Origin of the sequence: Polaromonas sp. UBA4122 (assembly GCA_002381615.1) — a bacterium.
GTDB lineage: Bacteria > Pseudomonadota > Gammaproteobacteria > Burkholderiales > Burkholderiaceae_C > Polaromonas.
Genome location: DFWY01000167.1, coordinates 1 through 20,218 on the forward strand (window position 1 = coordinate 1; position 20,218 = coordinate 20,218).

The following is a 20,218-nucleotide window of genomic DNA, read 5'->3' on the forward strand; positions in this document are numbered from 1 at the left end:
TCCAAGAATGCGCTGCCCTATCTTGCCCAACGGGCGGAGGAGCAGTTCGGCGTACGCGAACTGGCGCGCGAGATCAAGGCGCAATACGCGGTCATCAACCGCATTGCCGAGGAAATGCAGGGCGCCATCATGCAGGTGCGCATGATGCCGGTCTCTTTCGTGTTCCAGCGCTTCCCGCGTCTGGTGCGCGACCTTTCGCGCAAACTCGGCAAGGAAGTAGAACTGGTGCTTGAGGGCGAGGAGACGGAAGCCGACAAGAACATCATCGAGTCCCTGGCCGACCCGCTCATCCACATCGTGCGCAACAGTCTCGACCATGGCCTTGAGACCCCGGATGTGCGCCGCGCGGCGGGCAAGCCCGCTTTGGGTACGCTCACGATCCGGGCCGTACAGGAAGGCGACCAGGTCCTGATCGAGATCATCGACGACGGCAAAGGCATCGACCCCGCGGTCATCAAGCGCAAAGCCTATGAAAAGGGCGTCATCGACGAGGCCACCCTGGAGCGCATCAGTGACCGGGATGCGGTCAACCTGGTGTTTGCCGCGGGCTTTTCCACCGCCGAAGTCGTGTCCGATCTCTCCGGCCGGGGGGTGGGCATGGACGTGGTGCGCACCGCCGTGGAGAAAGTCAACGGCACCATCGTACTGGAAAGCGAAGTGGGCAAAGGCACCCGCATTCGCATATCGCTGCCGCTTTCCATGGCGGTGACCCAGGTCATGATCGTCGAATCCGACAGCCAGATTTTTGGCGTGCCCATGGACCATGTGGTGGAAACCGTGCGTATTCCCTGCAGCGCCATCCGCACCATCAAGCACAGCAAGACCATCGTGCTGCGCGGGAGCATCGTGCCGCTGAAACCCCTCAACGCGCTGCTCGGGCTTCCCGCCGAACCCCAGGCCAATGCCTACGATGAAATGGCGGTGCTGGTGGCCCGGGTGGGCGGCGAGGCGGTGGGTCTGATCGTGGACGACTTCCGCGAAACCGTGGACGTCATCCAGAAGCCGCTGAGCGGCGTGCTGGCGGGCCTGTCGGCCTATTCCGGCTCGGCCCTCATGGGTGACGGCTCGGTGCTCATGGTGCTCAATGTGAAGGAGATTGTTTGATGCCCATCGACTACAAAAAAAACCAGGCCTTGTTCAGGGACATCGTGAGTGTGGAGGAAGCCGAAGGTCTGCTCGAATGGCTGCAGAACAAGCCCGCCGCCAAGGTGGACCTTGCTGCCTGCACCCATCTGCACCCCGCCAACCTGCAAGTGCTGATGGCGGCCAAAAGCCGCATCACCGCCTGGCCGAACGACGCGAATCTGCGCGCCTGGCTGGAAACTGCTTTGAAATCGAAATAACGGAGAAGCCTCATGGCAAAAACCATTTTGATCGTCGACGACTCGGCCACCATGCGGATGAGTGTCAAAGCCACCCTGGAGATGAGCGGCTTCCTGGTGGAAAGCGCCGGCGATGGCGTGCAGGCCCTCAGCAAGCTCAAGGGGGGGGTAAAGCCCGACCTCATCATCACCGATATCAACATGCCCAACATGGGCGGGATGGAACTCATCAAGAACGTCAGGACCCTGCCGGCTTTTCGCTTCACGCCGATTTTGACGCTCACCACGGAAAGCCTGGCCGCCAAGCGCGACGAAGGCAAGAAGCTGGGGGCCACCGGCTGGCTGGTGAAGCCCGTCGCCGGAGCCGACCTCATCAAGGTCATCAAGCAAGTGCTGCCCGGAGCTTGATGATGGGATTTCGTGACCTGAAAATCGATCGCCATCTTTATCCCTGGCTGGTGGTGGGGGCGCTCGCCCTGCTTGCATTTGGCCTCACCTGGGGGTTCAACCCGGCTTTCGTCGCCGTTTTCAGTTATTCGCCTGGCGTGCTGAAATTCACGACGGCCTTTGGCATGGGCGTCATGGTGCTGATGGCGATTTTCCCCTACCTGTTGCTGACGAACAAAAGGGAAAAAAGCTCGAACATGGCGGGAAATATCGAAAAGTTGCAGGCGCTTCTAGACTCCGTGCCGCGCCTGACAGATATCTTGCAGGAGCATCTTTCCCAGACCAACACCACCACCGAAACGGCGGCCTTGGCCATTTTGCAGCGGCTGACCGAGGTGCAGAGCGAAGCGTCGCGGCTATTGGCCACTCTGGATGAAGGCAAGGAACGGGCTGCCACGTTGTCTGGCAATGCCCAGGCGCTGATCGGCGAGAGCCGGCTGCACCTCGAAAATATGGAAAGCTACCGGGGTCAGCGGGTGCTGCAAAGCCAGGAGGAAGGGGAAGCGATTCAAAGCGTCATCACACAAGTTGCAGAACTCAAACCCTTGACCACCCTGATCCGCGAGGTGTCGATGCAGACCAATCTGGTGGCGCTCAACGCCGCCATCGAGGCGGCACGGGCAGGCGAGGCTGGGAAAGTTTTTGCGGTGGTGGCCGACGAGGTGCGCAAACTCTCCAAGCGGATCGAAGCGGCTGCAGTGCGCATCGAGGCGAGCATCGGTCAGGTGTCCGAGACCGTCAACAAAAAACTGGTCGCCATGATTGCCCATAATCGGAACGAAGACGAATCGAGATGGCTGTCGACCCTGGGTTCCGCCATGGGCCGTTTGTCCGTGGATTTTGAGTCCGCTGTGGGAGAGCTGGACGGCTTGTCGCAAAACACCCACGGGGCTGTGAATTCGATACGTAACGCCGTCATCGACGTGCTGGAGCAAGCCCAGTTTCAGGATATCACCCGTCAGCAGATCGAGCATGTGCAGAACGGGCTTGCCCTGTGCGGTGAACGCATGGGGCAAGTGGAGCAAGTTCTGGCCGGAGACTGGATGACGCCGCTGGACATCCAGACTCTGGACGATGTCCAGGAAGCTCTGCGCGCAAGTTACACCATGGAGTCGCAGCACGCGACCCATCACGCGGTGGCCGGCGGCGAATCCGCCACTGCCGAGAGTGAACGACCCGCCATTGAGCTTTTCTGAGGACGATACCGATGGCAGTCACGTTCGTTGTATCGAACCGCAAGGGCGGCACCGGCAAAACCACAGTGTCGGTGAATGTCGCTGCCGAGCTGGCCGCACTGGGGCTGCGGGTATTGCTTGTTGACCTCGACTCCCAGGGCCATTGCGCCGTGGGCTTGGGCATCAAGGTCAGCAAAGCCACACCCACGGCCCACGACATTTTTCGCCGCATTGACGCGCGACTGGCCACGGCCGTGCAGCCAACGGCATTTGACAAGCTCGCCTTGGCGCCTGCCGACACCTTGTTCGAACACGGCGAGGGGCTGCGCGATGAGGGGTTGCTGAAGCGGGCGCTCGCCGAAGAGGAGATCGTGACGAACTTTGATGTGGTGATTCTGGATACGCCACCCTCGCTGGACATTTTGCTGCTCAATGCACTCACTGCAGCCAACTGGGTGGTGGTGCCCTTCGTGCCCCATCCACTTTCCAGTGAGGGTGTGCGACAACTGATGCGTGTACTGTTCAAGATCATCTCCGGCACGAACCGGCAGCTCAAGCTCGCCGGATTTCTGCCCATGATGGGCAACGACAACATCCGCATCCATCGTACGGTAACCGGTGATGTGGCGAACCAGTTCGGCGTCTCCCGTCTGCTGCCCATTATCCGCAACGATATCCGTCTCGCCGAAGCCTTTTCTGCAGGCAAACCCATCCGTTACTACGCGCCCAAAAGTCGTGCCGCGGAAGACTTCGCCCGGCTCGGGACATTTCTCGCTCAACTATGCCCGCAGTAGAGCCTCAAAACACAATCAGGCCCGATAGAGGGTCATAAAAATGACGGTCCGTCAGGATTTTTCTAAACTTTTTCTCCGTTTGCCCGGTAAGCGGATATAGACATCTGTCAACGGCATTGCTTTTCAGGCCCGGCGTGTGCTGGTGCCTAGCTGGGCATGTCACCACCATCGTTTCAAGGAGTGCTCATGCACGCAACAACAAGCAAGCCCAACCCAGTCGCTGCGGCGGCGATGTCCCCCGGTGCTTCCACCGCCAAGGCGCTGGAGTTTCTGGCTTTCACGCTGGGCCAGGAAGAGTACGGCATTGATATCCAGAAGGTGCAGGAGCTGCGCGGTTACGACACCGTGACCCACATTGCCAATGCACCAGAGCACATCAAGGGCGTCGTCAATCTGCGCGGCATCATCGTTCCCATCATCGACATGCGCATCAAGTTCAATCTGGGGACGCCGACGTACGACCAGTTCACGGTCGTGATCATCCTGAACATGGCCAGCCGGGTCATGGGCATGGTGGTGGACAGCGTCTCGGACGTGATCACTTTGACACCGGAGCAAGTCAAGCCGGCACCGGAGATGGGTGGAGTGCTGGATACCGATTACCTGATTGGACTGGGCACGCTCGATGACCGCATGCTGATTCTGGTCGATATCGACAGGCTCATGACCAGCGACGACATGGGATTGATCGAAAAGATTGCGGCGTGAGAGGGCGCAGGCCCGGCTTTTGCGTAACGGTTATTTGAATAACAGCAGGAAACGAACATGAAGAATTTCAAAATAGGCACGCGTCTGGGCATGGGCTTTGCACTGGTGCTTTTGTTCTTGACCGTCATTGCGGGGATCGGCGTGTGGCGCCTCCAGAATGTGGGAGATGCCACTGACCAGATGGTCAGACAGGCACTGGTCAAGGAGAGGCTCGCGGCGGACTGGCTGGTGGCAACAAGTACCAACAGCGTGCGAACATTTGCGCTGGTTAAAAGCACTGACCCGGAAGATCAAAAGTACTTCCAGAAAGGCATCACGCAAACCAGTCTGGGCATTACCGAGAATTCGAAAAAACTCCTGGGCATGCTGGATACACCTGACGAAAAGAAGTTGTATGAAGAAGGTGTGGCCAAGAGAGCCGCGTACATCGGTTTTCGGACTGCTGCCTTGAAACTGAATGCCGATGGTCAGCATGCACAGGCAGTAGAGCTGGTCAATGCGAAGCTGGTGCCGGCCCTGGAAGCTTACGACGTGAGTATCAAGGCTATGTTGCTTCACCAGAAAGCCAGTATCGACCAGACCGCCAGCTCTATCGACGCGCTGTATCGGTCTGGCCGGTTCAGTTTGATCGCGCTGGCCGTAGCCGCCCTGGCTTTGGGCGGTATGCTGGCGTGGTGGCTGACAGTCGGCATCACCCGTCCTTTGAGCCAAGCCGTCAAAGTGGCGGAGACGGTGGCGAGCGGCGATCTGACCTCGCACATTGAATCGCTCGCCTGCGACGAAACCGGTCAGTTGATGCAGGCGCTGAAGAACATGACCGACAGCCTGGTAAAAGTCGTCGGCGAAGTCCGCAGCGGCACCGACACCATCGCCACCGCCTCCAGCCAGATCGCCGCCGGCAACATGGATCTCTCGTCCCGCACCGAAGAGCAGGCCAGCTCCCTGGAAGAAACGGCCGCCTCGATGGAAGAGCTGACTTCAACAGTCAAGCAAAACGCCGACAACGCCCGTCAGGCCAACCAGCTGGCGGTGACTGCCTCCAGCGTCGCCGTACGCGGCGGCAGCGTTGTTTCCCAGGTCGTGGGCACGATGGGAGCCATCAACGCATCCTCCCGGAAAATCGTCGACATCATCAGCGTGATCGAGGGCATTGCCTTCCAGACCAACATCCTGGCCTTGAACGCGGCGGTTGAAGCGGCCCGGGCCGGCGAACAGGGTCGCGGCTTTGCGGTGGTCGCTGCTGAAGTCCGAAACCTGGCCCAGCGGTCAGCCGCTGCCGCCAAAGAGATCAAGACCCTGATCGACGACTCCGTCGACAAAGTCGAAGAAGGCAGCACCCAGGTGGCAGAAGCCGGCAAGACCATGGACGAGATCGTGGACAGCGTCAAACGCGTGACCGACATCATGGCCGAGATCACGGCAGCCAGCCAGGAGCAGACCTCGGGGATAGAGCAGATCAACCAGGCCATCACGCAGATGGACCAGGTCACGCAGCAAAACGCCGCACTGGTGGAAGAAGCCGCCGCAGCCGCCGGTTCGCTGCAAGAGCAGGCCAGCGGCCTGTCGCAGGTCGTCAGTATCTTCAAACTCGATGGCATGCAGGCGACGAGGGTTGTGCCAGTACGCGCAAGGCAGCCTAAAGCGCCGGTGACGAAGGTGCCCCCGCAGCTACCCAAGCGGGCCATTAAGGCGTTGCCGTCCAGGCAGCCTGCTGCCGCAGCTCCCTCCGGGGCGGGCGATTGGGAAGAGTTTTAACAATGGAGCGTTGCAAATAAATTGCGCATTCACCCTCAAGTTTTTCTTGAGGCTGTCGTTATCTACCAAGGGGCTTCGATACGCTGCCGGGTGCGAGTAGTAGCTTTAGAGGATCAGGTTTATGTCAAACAGCATGTTTTTAACCGGGCTTAGTGGCTTGAATGCCGCGCAGGCCGCTCTCGTGACCACGGGCCACAATACGGCTAACGTGAATACTGCGGGCTACAGTCGCCAGACGGCACAGGTTGCGTCGAGCGGTGGCATCTATGCCCCGGGCATTGGATTTTTTGGTACCGGTGCAAAGACGACTGACGTCACCCGCAGTTACGACCAGTACCTCACATCGCAACTGAATCAGGCCCAGTCCTTGAATCAATCGCTGACCACGCATTACACGCAGGTCAGCCAGATCGACAACCTGCTGGCCAATCAGACGGCCGGCCTGGCACCGCAACTGCAGACGCTGTTCACCAATGTGCAGGCGGTCGCGAATACCCCGGCCGACCCATCCGCCCGCCAGCAATTGATCAGTTCCGGGCAGGCGGTGACGAATCAGTTCCGGTCAATGGACCAATACCTGACCGGTCTCAACGCCAATGTCAACGACCAGATTTCCGGTACTGTCGATCAAATCAACACCTATGCAGAGCAGATCGCCAATCTCAACAAGCAGGTGGCCATGCTCAGCAACGCGACCGGTGGTCAGGCCCCCAATGACCTGCTTGATCAGCGCGACCAGCTGATCAATGATCTGGGCAAGCTGGTGGGTACCAAGCTGGTGGTGCAGGACGGCGGCCAATACAACGTGTTTATCGGCAACGGCCAGACCCTGGTGCTGGGCGACAAGGCAACCAAGCTGGCGGCCGTCAGTGCTTCAAGCGATCCGACCCGCACCACCCTGGCCACGGTGAATGCCGCTGGCGACAAGGTGGATGTGCAGGAAAGCATGATCTCCGGCGGTTCGCTCGGCGGCCTGCTGCAATTTCGCAACGAGACCTTGAGCAATGCGCAGAATTCGCTCGGCCGGATCGCGATTGCATTGTCTGACACCTTCAATGCCCAGCACAAGCTGGGGATTGATCTCAATGGTGATCTCGGTACGGACTTCTTTTCCCAGGCCAGCCCTGGCGTGATTTCGAACAGCCGGAACACCGGGGCAACTGTATTAGCGTCGTTTTCCGATACCAGCAAATTGACCATCAGTGACTACCGGGTGGACGTCACTGCTGCAGCTTCGTTTACGGTGACACGTCTGTCAGACAACACCCTCATTAGCCCTGATTCGAAGGGCGCCTACGACGGTGTGAATCTGACATTAACGGGGGGGGCAGTCGGCGACTCCTTCCTGATCCAGCCCACCCGCACCGGCGCGCGCGATCTCGCCGTGACACTGACCGATCCCGCCAAGGTGGCGGCAGCGTCGCCCATCATCACGGGCAATACGGCAGGCAATCAGGGCAGCGGTGCAATCAGTGCCGGCACGGTGAATGCCCCCGATTACAGCGCGACGTCGCTCCCTGCTGCTGGCGTGACCCTGAAGTACCAGAGCGGAACGCCCAATGCCTTATCGGGCTTCCCGGCGGCGTCTGCCGTCACGGTGACCAACCCGGATGCCACGGTGGTCAACTATGCGGCAGGAGCTGCGGTTACTTACACTGCCGGCGCAGCCTACAGCTTCAACGGCATCACCGTCAATATCAGCGGTGCGCCCGCCAATAACGACACCTTTACCATTGGCAAAAACACCGGCGGCGTGTCCGATGGCAGCAATGCCTTGCTGCTGGGCGCGCTGCAGAACAAAAAAACCATCGGCGGCAGCAGCGCCAGCTTCAACGACGCCTACGGGCAACTTGTCAGCACCATCGGCAACAAAGCCCGGCAGATACAGATATCCAATACCGCACAGACCAGTCTGACCCTGCAAATTCGCACGGCCCAGCAGTCGGTGTCGGGCGTCAATCAGGACGAAGAAACCGCCAACCTGCTGATGTACCAGCAGATGTACCAAGCCAATGCCAAGGTGATCCAGACCGCGTCAACGATGTTTGACGCCGTATTGGGCATCAGAAGCTAAGTTTCCCACCGTATCGCCAAGGAATTCATCATGCGTGTCAGTACCCAATCTTTTTACGAACAAAGCCGGGCCGGCATGGATTCGCAGCAGAGCAGCCTGTTGCGCGTGCAACAACAACTTGGCGCCGGTACCAAGATTCTGGCCCCATCGGACGATCCCTTGGGCGCCACGCGTGCGCTGGCCGTCTCCCAGTCGATTGCACTCAATGCGCAGTATTCGACCAGCCGGGGTCAGGCCACGCAGACCCTGACGCTGGAAGAAAACGCCTTGCAAAGCGTCACCACGCTGCTGCAAAGCATCAAAAGCAGCGTGATACAAGCAGGCAACGGCACCATGGGCGATGCCGACCGTGCGGCCATCGCCACGGTGCTGCAAAGCAATCTGGCCCAGTTGCAAGGCCTGGCCAACACCGATGACGGCAACGGCCAGTTTCTGTTCGCCGGCTTCAAGAGCGGCAGTGCGCCCTTCGTGGGGCAGGCTGACGGCAGTATTAAATATGCCGGTGATCAGGGCCAACGCCTGGTGCAGGTCGATGTGTCGCGGCAGATGGCCGGTACCGATGACGGACGCAGTATTTTCCAATCGGTGCAGGGTGGGGCGGGCTACGTTAGCTCATCGCCGGTGGGCAACACCGGCAGCGGCGTGTTCAGTTCGACCTCGGTGGTCGATGTGACTGATCCGAATTACGGCAAGAATTTTGTCATCAGTTTTCCGACTGCCACGACTTATACGGTGACTACCCAGACATCTCCACCGATAACCACTGCACCCGCCACCTACGCGTCGGGCGCCCCGATCCAGTTCGGTGGTCTGCAAATCAGCATCAGCGGCGCGCCCGCTGCAAACGACACCTTCAATGTCGCCCCGGCCAAAAATGCCGGTGTGGATGTCTTTGCGGCCCTCAGCGACGTGATCACTGCACTGAAGACACCCGTCAACAATGCGGGTCCAGCAGGCCAGGCCCTGGTACTGAATGCCTTGAGCACCGCCAACCGGAAAATCACCAACGCCCTCGACAACGTGTTGACCGTGCGCTCCTCGATCGGTTCGCGCTTGCACGAGCTGGACGCGCTGACGGTCACCGGCGACAGCCGCAATCTTTCCAACAAGAGTTATCTGTCGGGTTTGCAGGATCTGGACTACGCCAGCGCGATGGGCGAGTTTTACCAGCGCCAGACGGCCTTGCAGGCGAGCCAGCAGAGCTTCGTGAAAATTCAGAAGATAGCGCTGTTCAACTATCTGTAGTCAGCCGGGTTGTATCTTTGCAGCCCGGATTGCTTGTAATTCGTAGGTCGGGTTAGCGCAGCGTAACCCGACAGAGCTCCGGATGCGGAGCCTCATCAGAAAAAACCACTCCCCATTCATCTTCGCCGTTCAAGCGCAGGGCGCGCAGCCTGCTTGGCAAATGTCGGGTTACGCTTCGCTAACCCGACCTACATGCTACGCTACTTAATTAATAGCTACTTTCGCCCGCCCTATATGGGCTAGAGCCATAAAAGGCTTAAATTATGCTGCTTTGGCGGCATGCGGCCGCGTTAGCGGCGCAGACCTTGCAGGAACTGAGGGATAAGCGTCAACCCGGCCGCAAACCGCGGTTCGAGAAAGGGTGCCATGTACTGCATCAGCACCTGCAGCATGGCTACGCCCGCCAGCAGCGTGATGGGAAAGCCCACCGAAAAAATGCTGAACTGGGGTGAAACCCGGTTCAGGATGCCCATGGCCAGGTTCAGGGTCAGCAAGGTTGCGATGAGCGGCAAAGCCAGCATGAGTCCGCCTGAAACAATCTGACCGCCTGCCGATACCAGCTGAAACCAGCCGCTGGCTGCCAGCGGCGCGTCAGCAATAGGCAGGGTGCGAAAGCTTTCGGCCAGCGTCATGATCAGCATCAGGTGGCCGTCTGTTGCCAAGAAAATCAGGATGGCGATCACGTTTAACAGGCGCGCGATGACCGTCGTGCTGCCACCACTGGTGGGGTCGAAGAAGGAGGCGAAAGACAGACCCATCTGCAGGCCTACATATTCGCCCGTGGCCTGCACCATGGCAAACACCATCTTCATCGAAAACCCCATCGCCGCACCAATGAGGACTTGCTGAATCATGATCCAGAAGCCGCCAGCAGAAACCAGCGGGACCGATGGCAAGGCGCCGAGTGTCGGCGTGATGACCATCGCCAGCAGGGCGGCCAGGCCTACCTTGGCGGAGCGCGGCACGGTGGCCTCACTGAAAATGGGGGCCGTGCTGATGAGCGCCAACATACGCACAAACGGCCAAAGAAATGCCACCATCCAGACATTCAACTGGTCTGAGGTGACCGAAAAAACGGGAGGCATCAGCCTACCAGTTGCGGAATGGAGGAGAACAGATTGCGCATGTAATCGAGTAGCGTCTCCAGCATCCACGGGCCAGCAATCACCAGAGTGGCGCACACTGCCAGCAGCTTGGGAATAAAGGACAGCGTCATTTCATTGATCTGGGTGGCGGCCTGAAACAGGCTGATGATCAAGCCGGTGATGAGTGCCACCAGCAGCAGCGGTGCAGCCAGCAGCAACGAAAGCTTCATGGCCTCGTAGCCCATCGACATGACTGATTCGGGAGTCATTTTCAGCTCATCCTTGTTAACGTGCCCCGGGCCGGTTTAGGGAACGGGAAATTACAAACGTACCCATTTCGTCATTGCGAGCGAAGCGCGGCAATCTATGCCCCTCTGGACCGCAGCCATGGATCGCCGCGGCCTGAGGCCTCGCGATGAACCGTCTGTCATTGCGAACGTAGTGTGGCAATCCATGAACCCGCTTTTTCGACAATGGATCGCCGCGCTTCGCTCGCGATGACGGCCGGAGGTTCAAGGTCCGTTTGCAGTTTCGGTCGCCCGAAACTGGGAGCTCGCGATGACGAAAAAAGGTATTTTGGCAATTTCATCCTTCCTCAGGTGTAAAAGCTCTGCGCCAGCGCCCCGGCCAGCAGCTGCCAGCCGTCAACCAGAACGAACAGCATCAATTTGAACGGCAGCGCAATGCTTGCTGCCGGCACCATCATCATGCCCATTGACATCAGGACGCTGGCGACGACCAGATCGATAATCAGGAAAGGAATGAAGATGGTGAAGCCGATCTGGAAAGCAGTTTTAAGTTCGCTGATCACAAATGCCGGCAGCAGAATCCGTAACGTGACTTGTTCCGGCCCTTCCATTGGTGGGGCGTTGGCCAGTTTTGCAAACAGTGCCAGATCGGCTTCCCGGGTTTGCTTGAGCATGAACTGCTTGAAGGGCTGAACTCCCCGCTCCAAGGCCTGCTCTGCACTGATTTTGTTTTCGGAGAACGGTTGGTAGGCGTCGCTGTAAACCTTGTCGAATACCGGCGACATGACAAAAAAGGTGAGGAACAGCGAGAGCCCGACCAGGATCTGGTTGGGCGGTGAGGATTGTGTGCCAATGGCCGTGCGCAGCAGTCCCAGGACGATGAGAATGCGGGTGAAGCTGGTCATTGACAACAACAGCGCAGGAAGAAAGGTCAGCGAAGTCAGCAGCACCAGTGTCTGGACGCTGAGCGACCAGGTCTGGCTACCGCCGGGTCCCCGCGTGTTGGTGATGCCGGGAAGACCCTGGGCTGACGCCAGTGTCGGCAGTACCATTAACACCAGCAGGAAGAGCAGGAAAACCAGGAAGGGCGGCAAGGCCGTACGACCTCGCAAACGGACCGAGATCATGTCCATCAGTCCCGCTTTCTCATCTTGTTCAGGGACTCAAGCAGTTTTTGTGAAAAAGCACCCGCGGCAGTGATCCCATTCCTGGCCGGCGCTGCTTCGGCTTCAGATAAGTTTTCGGCCGGCATGGTGTGCAGAGCGCGGACCTGGCCTGCCGCGACGCCGAGCACCAGCCATGAGTCGCCTATTTCCACCACCACGACACGCTCGCGCTGACCGACCATGGCGCTGGAGACCACCTTCAGCAGGCGGCCGCCGCCGGTCTGTTGCAGGCCAAAGCGCCGCGCTGCCCAGGCGAACAGAAAAATCAGCGCCAGAACCATCGCCAGACCCAAGCCGGCTTGCAGCAGGCCAGCTAAGCCGAATGACCGCACCGGTTCTGCTGCCGCAGTAGGCACGGTTGGTAGCACCGCGCCGGCCGAAAAACTGATGCAGGCCAGCAGCGAAGCCGCCAGCCTGGGAATGCGCAGCCGCTTCATCGGTTCAGTTTCTGGATACGTTCGGAGGGCGTGATGATGTCGGTCAGGCGAATGCCGAACTTGTCGTTCACCACCACCACTTCGCCTTGCGCAATCAGGTAACCGTTGATAAAAACGTCCATCGGTTCGCCTGCCAGGCCATCCAGCTCAACGACCGATCCTTGTGACAGCTGAAGCAGATTCTTGATGGTGATGCGCGTGCGACCCAGCTCGGCGGTCAACTGCACAGGAACATCCAGAACCCTGTCGATGTCGCCCTTGGCAATGTCCGAACCGGTGTTGCTCTGTAGTGGCTGAAAAACCCGATCGCCCGCAGGTGTGGAAGGCGCTGCCGGGACAGGTACCGGTACAGGTGCCGGTGCCGGTGCTAGCGCTTGCTCGGCAAGCGCACTGCCCCAGTCGTCAGCCGGGGGGGCGGATGCTAGCGCCTGCTCGGCAAGGGCACTGCCCCAGTCGTCAGCCGCCTCTGCTTGCGGATCCTGCTTGTTGTCTTCACTCATAGTCGCTTCCCTTGCTTGAATCACTGTCTCGGTGGTGGATCATCTTCTGTACCCGCAAGGCATAGTGGTTGTTGGACGTACCGTAACCGCATTCCATGACAGGAACGCCGTTGACCTTGGCGACAATCGTTTCCGGAATCTCGACCGGCAGCACATCGCCGACTTGCAGCTTCAGCAGCTGACCTATGCTCGATTGCATGGTCAGAAAATGCGCTCTTAGTTCAACATCGGCACTTTGTATCTGTTGCGACAGTTGCTTGATCCAGCGATTGTCAACTTCAACCTCGTCCTGCAGGGAATTCGACAGCAGGTTCCGGATGGGCTCGATCATCGAGTACGGAATGCAGACGTGCAGCGACCCCCCGATCGGGCCGAATTCGATATGGAAGGTGGTGTTGATCACCACTTCGTTGGGGGTCACAATATTGGCGAGCTTGGCGTGCATCTCGGAACGCACATACTCGAAATCGAGCGGATAGACAGGATGCCAGGCACTGCCATAGCTTTCCAGCGTCAGGTTGAGCAGGCGCTTGATGATGCGTTGTTCGGTCGGCGTAAAGTCGCGGCCCTCGATCCGGACATGGTAACGACCGTCGCTGCCAAACAAATTGTCAACTACCAAAAACACCAGTTTCGGATCGAACACGAACAAGGCTGTACCGCGCAACGGCTTCATGTGCAGCAGGTTGATGTTGGCCGGCACCGGCAAATGCCGGATGAAGTCACTGTACTTCTGGATTTGTACCGCGCCGACTGAAATATCAGCGCTGCGGCGCATGAAGGTCAGGAGTGAGGAGCGCAGGTGCCGTGCAAAACGTTCGTTGATAACCTCCAGCGTATGCATGCGGCTACGCACGATACGGTCGTCAGTGCCGAGCTTGTAGGTCGGCAACCCGTGCGGAGCCGGCGGTGGTACGGAGACAGCATCGGTGTCACCGGTGACACCCTGCAGTAGCGCATCTACCTCGTCCTGAGATAGCTGCTGGTCATAGGCCATTGGCGAATTTCATTGAGCGGATTCACTGCAGGATGAACGTGGTAAACATCACGCTGGATATTTTTGCCGACGGCAGGTTGGGTGCGAATGGCTGGTTCAACACCGCCATGATTGCAGCGGCCAACTGGGTTTTGTCATTCGGCGTGAGCAGTGAATCAGGATCGCGATTGGACAGCAGCGTCAGCACCCGGCTGCGCACTTCCGGCAAATATTGGGTAACTTGGCTCTGAGACTTGGCGTCGGCAACTTTCAGCGTCACGCCGACTTGCAAAAAACGGCTCCGGCCACTGCTTTGCAGGTTGATTGTCAAGGGCTCCAGTGCGACAAAGATCGGGTCTGCCGGGACCGGCGCCGTGGCCGCCGCCGTGCCCTTATGGTTGTTGCCCAGATAATAATAGGCTGCTGCGGCGGTTGCCGTGATTCCAAGCGCGACCAGGGCGACCAGCAGGACGATGAACTTGCGAGACTTTGGGGTATTCAGTTTGATGGTGCTTGTGGCCATGACTTTGCTGCGTGAGTTTGAGGATGGATTGTTTGCCAAAAAGTCCCCGAAGCATCGCTTGATAAAAAGGGGGAAAACGCTTCAACTCCGGCATTTGCCATGCGCGATGAGCTTGCTCTGCGGTCCCCGTTCAGGCGTAGGTATCGACGGTGATTCGATTGCTTTGTCGGAGCGACTCCGTTACCGGTCGGGCGGTGAGGGCTGCAGTGTCCACCATGCTGTTGCTTCGGTAACTCCGTTGCTCGGGCTGCCCGTTTTGGCTGTGGGCAAACGCCGTCTGCTGCTGACTGCCGGAGCTGACCGAGGTGTTGCCAAGACTGATCCCGCTATCGGCCAAGCTTGTACGCAATTGCGGCAAGGCGGCCTCTACCGCGACGCGGACCGATGAATGTGCTGATACAAACATGGCCTGAATCTGATTGTCGTTCATGCTCAGTGTGACTTTCAACGGACCCAGCCCCGGTGGATTGAGCTGGAGTTCCGCGACCTGATGACCCGCCTTGCCCATTTGGATCACTTGCTGGCCCAGCGCCTTGCCCCATTCGCTGCTACCTACTTCAGGGGCCAGCGACCGAGTGGTCACAGCGGCTGGGGTGTTCGAGGTAGCAACGCCGGCCGGGCCTGATGCTGCTGCATTCAGCAAATGGGTCGGCAAAGCTGCGCTGGCGCTCAAGGTTTCGGCGGTGGGGGCTTGGCTGCCGGTGATGGCTATGGCTGCGGTCTCGGCACTGGGGGGTGCTGCGGTTGCAACAACTTTGGCTGTGCGGTGTGTTACGGCAGGTGTTAGGGCAGGTGTCAAGTCGGCGCTTGCAGCGGTCATATCGGCCGGCTTATGGGCGGCCCTGTTATCGCGTTTCGATGACTGATCAGGAGCGCCTGTGTTCGGCGCGGTGGCTTGACCTGCAATTTTTCCGGGGTCAAGCTGAAGGGCCGAGCTGTCGCTCACGGCATTGAGCTTGGCTGGCAGCGTGGCCTGGCCGGCATCCTTTTGGCTGGCGACCGCTAATGCAGGCCCCTGCACAGTCTGCGCGCCTGCGTCAGTGTTCACGTCCTTCGCCCCGCCTTTGGGCGCGGGTGTGCTCGCAAGAAGGTCGGTCAGCGCAGCAGTGGCAGCCGCTGGGACCGTGTTGTCGGGGGCCGCTACGGCGCCGCCGGTTGGCGCTGCTTTGACGACTCTGCTTTCCAGCGGAACGAAGGCCAATGCCATGGCATTGACCAGGTCTGCTGGATCGGTCTTGCGATCACCTGCCTGCCGTCGTGCAGGCGTGGGTCCTGCGGCTTTTGCGGCAGTTTTTTCAGTTATTTCTCCGGCGGGTGCCAGCGAACGAGAAAGCACTTCGCCAAAACTGCCAAGGTTATTCTGCCCTTGCTCGTCGCTACGCGATTTTGCATTTGACGGTGGGTTGCCGGGCTGACTCGGGGCGGCAGTGGAAGGAAGAATTAAAGACATAAGGTTCTCTGATAAATCTAGGCGACCAAAGTGGTCGAGCGCAGGTAGAACTGCCGGGCGGTGTGCTCATCACTGTCGCGCTGCTCCCGTTTATTGAGGGCTATCATTTCCTGTTGGCGAACCCGGTCCGCCAGGGTGTCAAAGGAATTGAGGCGGCGCTTGGTGTGTTGCCAGTCGCCACGCCCATGCGCGAGTCGGGTATCGGCCTGTAAGGTCAATGCGCGCTGCTGTTCAATAGCACCATCGAGTGTGCCGATGAAATTCTGAAAATTGCGCAACTGTGCCGCCGCTACGCCATCACGCATCTGGACCTGCAACTGGTCCAGGTACTCCTGCCGGTACTGCAGCAGCATCTCGAGTTTTCCGGCAGCGCTGGTGTGCGCGTTTTGCAACTGGCCGAGCCGACGGGTCGCCTCGTCAGTTTTGCTCTGTGCCAGTTCAATCAGTGTCGCGAGCGGTAGTTTGTTGGCCATGGCGTTTTCTCCGGGAAGTGCGTGCGCCCTAGGCCTTGAACAAAGCGTTCAGCTGGCTGGTTGCGGCGGCGTAGTCGGTGCGTTCATGCATCGTTTGCTGCAGGAAGGCTTCGATCTTTGGATAAAGCGCAATCGCCTGATCCAGTTGCGCGTCATGGCCGGGGGCGTAGGCGCCCACGCTGATCAGGTCGCGATTGCGCTGGTAGCGCGACAGCATCTGCTTGAAGGTCCGCACGGCTTCAAACTGCGAAGGCTCAATCAGCGCCGTCATCGCGCGGCTGATGGAGGCTTCGATGTCAATCGCCGGGTAGTGGCCCGATTCGGCCAGGCTGCGCGACAGCACCACGTGGCCGTCCAGAATGGCGCGGGCAGAATCGGCAATCGGGTCTTGCTGGTCGTCGCCTTCGGTCAATACCGTGTAGAACGCAGTGATAGAGCCGCCTTTACCGCTAGCGTCGCGCGCGCCGTTACCTGCACGCTCCACCAGTGCCGGCAGTTTTGCAAATACCGACGGCGGGTAACCCTTGGTGGCAGGCGGTTCCCCCACCGCCAGAGCGATTTCACGCTGCGCCATCGCATAGCGGGTCAGCGAATCCATGATCAGCAATACGTTTTTGCCTTGGTCGCGAAAATATTCGGCCAGACAGGTGGCATAGGCAGCACCCTGCAAACGCAGCAGGGGCGAGGTGTCGGCCGGTGCCGCCACGACCACGGCGCGTGCCATGCCTTCTTCCCCGAGCGTGTTGTCGATGAAATCCTTGACCTCGCGGCCGCGTTCGCCAATCAGGCCGACCACAATCACGTCGGCGCTGGTGTAGCGCGCCATCATCCCGAGCAAGACGCTTTTGCCAACGCCGGAGCCGGCGAACAGACCCATGCGCTGGCCACGTCCGACCGTCAGCAGGGCATTGATGGCACGCACGCCGACATCCAGCACACTGTCGATCGGTGCGCGGGTTAGAGGGTTGATCGGCGCTGCGGCCAGCGGCACTTCGCGTGCGATGTCGAGCGGACCGCGCCCGTCAAGCGGCCGGCCGGCGGCATCGACCACGCGGCCCAGCATGCCTTCGCCGACCGGCAGCCGTTTGGTGCCGGGTTCGGCTGCGCTGCCGTTAGCCGTGAAGGTTTCAAGCGGATAAACGCGCGCGCCCGGCAATAGGCCGGCCACTTCGCTTTGTGGCATCAGAAAGATGCGATCGCCGGAAAAGCCAACCACCTCGGCCTCGGTCGTGCGCTGCCCGTAACCGGGTGGCAGTTCAATCAGGCAATCGCTGCCCACCGGCAGCCGCAACCCGACCGCCTCCAGCACCAGCCCCACCGCCCGCGTCAGCCGCCCGTAACTGCGGATCGGCACGCTGCGCGCAACACCGGCGCTGGCATGGCGCAGCGCGCCGTGCCACGCCTGCAGGTGCGGGTTGTCGGCAGCAGGACTGGTGGTGTCAGTCATGCGGCGCTTCCGCAGGAACTACTACGCTGCGTCCGAGCACGGCGGCAACCCGCTCCCAGCGCGTTTCCAGCGTTGCATCCAGCGCGCCGCTGGCCGCTTGCACGCGGCAACCACCGCGCGTGATTGAGGCATCGGTGCGTAGGCGCCAGCCGGCCGCCTGCAAATCGTCGGCCAGATGCTGCTGCACCAGCACCGCATCGTCGGCATGCAGCAATAGCCGTGGCGTGCCGTTGAGTGCAGGCTCCGTATGCAGCAACTCGCGTACCAGCGCCAGAATCGGTTGCGGCTCGGTCGGCAGCGCCTGGCGCACCACCTGGCGGGCAATATCGAGCGCCAGCGTCAGCAAATCGTCGGCGACTTCGCGCTCGGCGGCGCGCAAGGCAGCCGGCAGTGCCAGCAGCAATGTCCGCAGCGCCTGCACCTGCTGCTGGGCCAGGGTCTGTCCGGCCGCATACCCTTCGCTATGCCCTTGGGTAAAACCCTGCTGACGGCCTTCGACCTCACCAGCCTGTTGCGCTTCCAGCCGCAACCGGGCCAGTTCCGCTGCATCAATCAGCAGTACCGGCGCCAGTGGTGCGAACGCTGGCTCAGTGGCTTCGACCGGCGGCGCAACATCGGCTTCCGGCTGGTTGAAGGAAGTCATTTCCCAGCGTTCCCAAGAGGTCAGCGGCCCCTTCGGTCCGCTGACCGGTGAACTGCTGGGTTTGCTATACATACGAATCGTCGCCTTGCCCGGCAAGCACAATCTCGCCGGCATCTGCCAGGCGGCGCACGATCAGCAGGATGCTCTTTTGCTCCGCCTCGACCTGGGACACCCGTACCGGGCCGCGCATTTCGATATCTTCACGCAGCATTTCAGCGGCGCGTTGTGACATGTTTTTCAGGAACTTGTCGCGTATCTCTTGCGGCGCGCCTTTGAGGGCAATGATCAGCGATTCCGATTCGATTTCTTTCAGCAGCAACTGGAAGCTGCGGTCTTCGAGTCCGAGCAGGTTCTCGAACAAGAACATTTCGTCGATCATTTTTTGCGCCAGCACCTCATCGTGTTCGCGGACATGCTTGATCACGCTTTCTTCTTGCGCGCTGCCCATCATGTTGACGATTTCGGCAGCTGCCCGGACGCCGCCAAGTCGGCTGCGCTTGACGCCTTCGCCCGACAACATATCGTTCAACACATCGGTCAATTCCTTGAGAGCCGCGGGTTGCACACCACCATAGGTGGCCACGCGCAGAACGGCGTCGTGGCGCACACGCTCGGGGAGCTGCTCCAGCACGGCAGCGGCCTTGACTCGATCCATGTGAACCGCCAGCGTGGCGATGATCTGCGGATGCTCGTCACGAATAAGTTCAACGACTTCGGTGGCCTCCAACAGGTTCAGCCGTTCGATACCGTTGGCCGATTCGTGTGGCTTGAAAATGGTGTCCAGCATGTCTGCGGCACGATCGCTGCCCAGTGCCTTGCTCAGCACGGCACGCAGATAGCTGCCGGAGTCCAGGTGCAGTGCCGAGTATTGCTCGGTTTCGAGGCGGAACTCTTCCAGAACCTCGCTGACCTCGTTGCGCTTGACTTGCGCCAGAGTGGCCATGGCCGCGCCCAGTGCCTGAATTGCATCTTGCGGCAGAAGCTTCAATACGCTGCCGGCGCCCTCCTCACCGAGCGACATCAAAAGGATGGCGCTTTTCCTTGTGCCTTCATCCATTATTTTCGTCCATCCAGTGTTTCATCAGCATGGCCACTACCTGTGGATCTTTTGCGGCTATTTCCTGCGCGTACTTGGTGTTATCCAGATGGCGCTGGTCTTGTCGTTCCTGTTCCTGTGCTTGCGCCTCCGGTCCGGCGTCTTCGGAGGGGGCCCCCTCCTTGCCTGGAACCGGTGGCGCGGCTTGTGCTGGTAGCAAATGCTTGCGCAGCAGGGGCCGCAGCACAGCGAACCACAAAAACAAGGCGAGCGCGCCCAGCAGCAGGTAGTTGCCCAAGGTCTTGGCCATTTCGATGTTCTCCGGTTGACGCCACCACGGCAATTCAGGTGCGTCGTTGGTGGGGTCTGATGCAAACGGGCTGTTCACCACGTTGAGCGAGTCGCCACGTTCGGCGCTGAAACCCATGGTTTCCTTGACCAGGTTTTTGATCTGCTCCAGCTCGGTCGCCGACAGCGCTTGCGTCCCCCGCTTGCCTTGGGCGCTCAGTGTGCCGCGATAGTTGACAACCACTGCCACCGACAGGCGCTTGACGCCACCCGCACCTTGCTGCACATGGCGAATCGAGCGGTCCAGCTCGTAGTTGGTGGTGCCATCTTTTCGTGTGTTGCTGGTGCCCCCGTTGATCTGTCCATTCGCTCCTGGCGGCGCTTTGTTGGCTGGATTGGCGGCCGGCGTGACGATCGGCGCAACCG

22 protein-coding genes are annotated in these 20,218 nt (G+C 59.8%); 9 read left to right on the top strand and 13 right to left on the bottom strand.

Annotation, left to right across the window (positions count from 1 at the left end):
* From B3F77_RS19960 to flgL, 9 genes are all read left to right on the top strand, one after another.
* The coding region (locus tag B3F77_RS19960; RefSeq protein ID WP_293606643.1) for a chemotaxis protein CheA at positions 1-1,104 on the top strand (1,104 nt) is incomplete at its 5' end.
* Entirely contained in the window at positions 1,104-1,343 is a 240-nt protein-coding gene (locus B3F77_RS19965; protein WP_293606644.1) for a hypothetical protein, read from the top strand. The genes B3F77_RS19960 and B3F77_RS19965, both read left to right, overlap by 1 nt.
* A gap of 12 nt (positions 1,344-1,355) precedes the next feature.
* The gene (locus B3F77_RS19970; protein ID WP_293606645.1) at positions 1,356-1,730 is read left to right on the top strand and encodes a response regulator; all 375 of its coding nucleotides are present in this window, start codon (positions 1,356-1,358) and stop codon (positions 1,728-1,730) included.
* 2 nt (positions 1,731-1,732) lie between these two features.
* Complete coding sequence (locus B3F77_RS19975) at positions 1,733-2,965, top strand: methyl-accepting chemotaxis protein (protein WP_293606646.1); 1,233 nt, start codon at positions 1,733-1,735, stop codon at positions 2,963-2,965.
* Between the two features lie 11 nt (positions 2,966-2,976).
* A complete protein-coding gene (locus tag B3F77_RS19980; RefSeq protein ID WP_293606647.1) occupies positions 2,977-3,738 on the top strand; it encodes a ParA family protein in 762 nt (253 codons plus the stop codon).
* A 231-nt stretch (positions 3,739-3,969) separates the two neighbouring features.
* A complete protein-coding gene (locus tag B3F77_RS19985; RefSeq protein WP_293606688.1) occupies positions 3,970-4,446 on the top strand; it encodes a chemotaxis protein CheW in 477 nt (158 codons plus the stop codon).
* Positions 4,447-4,503: 57 nt separating this feature from the next.
* Complete coding sequence (locus B3F77_RS19990) at positions 4,504-6,201, top strand: methyl-accepting chemotaxis protein (protein WP_293606648.1); 1,698 nt, start codon at positions 4,504-4,506, stop codon at positions 6,199-6,201.
* Between the two features lie 121 nt (positions 6,202-6,322).
* Positions 6,323-8,275: a flagellar hook-associated protein FlgK gene (gene flgK / locus B3F77_RS19995; protein WP_293606649.1), complete on the top strand. Its 1,953-nt coding sequence runs from the start codon at positions 6,323-6,325 to the stop codon at positions 8,273-8,275.
* A gap of 30 nt (positions 8,276-8,305) precedes the next feature.
* Complete coding sequence (gene flgL, locus B3F77_RS20000) at positions 8,306-9,520, top strand: flagellar hook-associated protein FlgL (RefSeq protein WP_293606650.1); 1,215 nt, start codon at positions 8,306-8,308, stop codon at positions 9,518-9,520.
* A gap of 290 nt (positions 9,521-9,810) precedes the next feature.
* On the opposite strand, the gene fliR is transcribed toward flgL, so the two are convergent.
* The 13 genes from fliR to B3F77_RS20065 form a co-directional block, all read right to left on the bottom strand.
* On the bottom strand, positions 9,811-10,605 hold the full coding sequence (fliR, locus tag B3F77_RS20005; RefSeq protein ID WP_293606651.1) for a flagellar biosynthetic protein FliR: 795 nt from the start codon (positions 10,603-10,605) through the stop codon (positions 9,811-9,813).
* A complete protein-coding gene (fliQ, locus tag B3F77_RS20010) occupies positions 10,605-10,874 on the bottom strand; it encodes a flagellar biosynthesis protein FliQ (RefSeq protein WP_293606652.1) in 270 nt (89 codons plus the stop codon). Before fliQ ends, fliR begins: the two co-directional genes overlap by 1 nt.
* 326 nt (positions 10,875-11,200) lie before the next feature.
* Positions 11,201-11,980 (bottom strand): flagellar type III secretion system pore protein FliP, encoded by a 780-nt coding sequence (gene fliP / locus B3F77_RS20015; RefSeq protein WP_414703060.1) that lies wholly within the window; start codon positions 11,978-11,980, stop codon positions 11,201-11,203.
* Positions 11,981-11,985: 5 nt separating this feature from the next.
* Positions 11,986-12,456: a flagellar biosynthetic protein FliO gene (fliO, locus tag B3F77_RS20020; RefSeq protein WP_293606653.1), complete on the bottom strand. Its 471-nt coding sequence runs from the start codon at positions 12,454-12,456 to the stop codon at positions 11,986-11,988.
* A complete protein-coding gene (gene fliN / locus B3F77_RS20025; RefSeq protein ID WP_293606654.1) occupies positions 12,453-12,956 on the bottom strand; it encodes a flagellar motor switch protein FliN in 504 nt (167 codons plus the stop codon). The genes fliO and fliN overlap by 4 nt, the downstream gene beginning before the upstream one ends.
* Positions 12,949-13,953, bottom strand: coding sequence for a flagellar motor switch protein FliM (gene fliM, locus B3F77_RS20030; protein ID WP_293606655.1), 1,005 nt, complete (start codon positions 13,951-13,953; stop codon positions 12,949-12,951). Before fliM ends, fliN begins: the two co-directional genes overlap by 8 nt.
* 22 nt (positions 13,954-13,975) lie before the next feature.
* Positions 13,976-14,455 carry a flagellar basal body-associated protein FliL gene (fliL, locus tag B3F77_RS20035; protein ID WP_293606656.1) on the bottom strand — a complete coding sequence of 160 codons (480 nt, stop codon included), beginning with the start codon at positions 14,453-14,455 and terminating at the stop codon, positions 13,976-13,978.
* Positions 14,456-14,585: 130 nt separating this feature from the next.
* The gene (locus tag B3F77_RS20040; RefSeq protein ID WP_293606657.1) at positions 14,586-15,905 is read right to left on the bottom strand and encodes a flagellar hook-length control protein FliK; all 1,320 of its coding nucleotides are present in this window, start codon (positions 15,903-15,905) and stop codon (positions 14,586-14,588) included.
* A gap of 17 nt (positions 15,906-15,922) precedes the next feature.
* On the bottom strand, positions 15,923-16,378 hold the full coding sequence (fliJ, locus tag B3F77_RS20045; protein ID WP_293606658.1) for a flagellar export protein FliJ: 456 nt from the start codon (positions 16,376-16,378) through the stop codon (positions 15,923-15,925).
* A gap of 28 nt (positions 16,379-16,406) precedes the next feature.
* Positions 16,407-17,825, bottom strand: coding sequence for a flagellar protein export ATPase FliI (gene fliI, locus B3F77_RS20050; RefSeq protein ID WP_293606659.1), 1,419 nt, complete (start codon positions 17,823-17,825; stop codon positions 16,407-16,409).
* A complete protein-coding gene (gene fliH, locus B3F77_RS20055; RefSeq protein WP_414703061.1) occupies positions 17,818-18,582 on the bottom strand; it encodes a flagellar assembly protein FliH in 765 nt (254 codons plus the stop codon). The genes fliI and fliH overlap by 8 nt, the downstream gene beginning before the upstream one ends.
* The gene (gene fliG, locus B3F77_RS20060; protein WP_293606661.1) at positions 18,533-19,525 is read right to left on the bottom strand and encodes a flagellar motor switch protein FliG; all 993 of its coding nucleotides are present in this window, start codon (positions 19,523-19,525) and stop codon (positions 18,533-18,535) included. The genes fliH and fliG overlap by 50 nt, the downstream gene beginning before the upstream one ends.
* Positions 19,518-20,218 (bottom strand): flagellar M-ring protein FliF C-terminal domain-containing protein (locus B3F77_RS20065; RefSeq protein ID WP_293606662.1); only part of this gene is annotated, 701 nt, incomplete at its 5' end. The genes B3F77_RS20065 and fliG, both read right to left, overlap by 8 nt.